The sequence below is a fragment of the Maritalea myrionectae DSM 19524 genome (genome assembly GCF_000423365.1).
GTDB lineage: Bacteria > Pseudomonadota > Alphaproteobacteria > Rhizobiales > Devosiaceae > Maritalea > Maritalea myrionectae.
This window is the reverse complement of sequence record NZ_KE384009.1, coordinates 1-1135: the sequence shown is the minus strand read 5'-3', so window position 1 is coordinate 1135 and position 1135 is coordinate 1. Positions and strand designations below refer to the sequence as shown.

3 protein-coding genes are annotated in these 1135 nt (G+C 50.1%); 2 read left to right on the top strand and 1 reads right to left on the bottom strand.

Going from position 1 to position 1135, the window contains the following annotated elements; all coding sequences use genetic code 11:
- Positions 1–102: 102 nt before the first annotated feature.
- Complete coding sequence (locus tag G549_RS0117665) at positions 103–360, top strand: hypothetical protein (protein WP_027836120.1); 258 nt, start codon at positions 103–105, stop codon at positions 358–360.
- Complete coding sequence (locus G549_RS21870; protein WP_246778399.1) at positions 357–449, top strand: ParA family protein; 93 nt, start codon at positions 357–359, stop codon at positions 447–449. The genes G549_RS0117665 and G549_RS21870 overlap by 4 nt, the downstream gene beginning before the upstream one ends.
- A 78-nt stretch (positions 450–527) precedes the next feature.
- Here G549_RS21870 and cysC read toward each other — a convergent pair.
- Positions 528–1135, bottom strand: a 608-nt coding sequence (cysC, locus tag G549_RS20980) for an adenylyl-sulfate kinase (protein WP_036223579.1), incomplete at its 5' end; no start/stop codon positions are given.

The window sequence follows — 1135 nt, the reverse complement described above, 5'->3', positions numbered from 1 at the left end:
AGCAAAACAGCAAAACAGCAAAACAGCAAAACAGCAAAACAGCAAAACAGCAAAACAGCAATGATGCATGTTGGCAAAAGTACAAAAAGGCAAGCATGAAAAATGACAAATCTACAAAATAGCAAAGCTGCAAAACGCTGCTCGCCTTCAAATCATCAAGAGGCGGTCAATGACGGATTTTCAAATCCAGTCATTGCCGAAGCCGATGCTTATGAGCTGCGATTGCTGATTAAGCCTGATCAAGACCTTGGGCAAAAGTTTGAGGCGTTTGATCGTGATGAACAAGAAATGCTGACCATCAACGGTTGGCTCTTCTTAATTTATGACGACCCTGAAGGTCGAAAAATGGAGGCAATATGAAAACCATTTCTATCGTGCACAAAAAGGGCGGCGCGGGAAAAACCACCCTCGCCTATATGCTTGCATCAGGCGCGCTTAATCTCAGTTGAAGGCTTCGTCTTTTTGATCGAAGTCGAAATCTTCAACTCACAGAGTAAAGTACATCGGACGGGCGATGGCGGCCATCATTAAAGCTTCCGATACTGATGTCCTTCAAACAGCAGGTCGTAGAGTTCGTTGGCGAGATCGGTTGGATCATGCTCTGCCGCGTTGAGGGTAATGTCGGCGCGTTCAGGGGCTTCAAAGGGTGAATCCAGCCCTGTGAAGTTTTTGATTTCCCCAGCCTTGGCGCGGGCGTAAAGCCCTTTCGGATCACGCTCGGCGCACACCTCAAGAGGTGTGTTCACATAGGCTTCGACAAAATCAATGTCGCCTGCCACCTCGCGCGCCAAGCGGCGCTCGTTTTTGAACGGTGAGATGAAGGAGACGAGTACGATCAAGCCTGCGTCGGCCATGAGCTTCGCCACTTCGGCCACACGGCGGATGTTTTCCACCCGATCCTCATCGGTAAAGCCAAGATCTTTGTTGAGGCCATGGCGCACATTGTCCCCGTCCAAAATATAGGTGTGTTTGCCTTCAGCTGTAATCCGCTTTTCGAGCAAGTTGGCGATGGTGGATTTGCCGGAACCGGACAGGCCAGTGAACCACACAATGCGTGGCGTTTGCCCCTTCATCTCAGCCCGCACTTTGCGGTTCACATCAAAATCCTGATAGGTCAGGTTTTGCGCCCGGCGCA

Excerpts from the sequence above, each read along its gene's own strand:
- G549_RS21870 (WP_246778399.1), top strand. The coding sequence starts at position 357 with ATGAAAACCATTTCTATCGTGCACAAAAAGGGCGGCGCGGGAAAAACC.
- G549_RS0117665 (WP_027836120.1), top strand. The coding sequence starts at position 103 with ATGACAAATCTACAAAATAGCAAAGCTGCAAAACGCTGCTCGCCTTCA.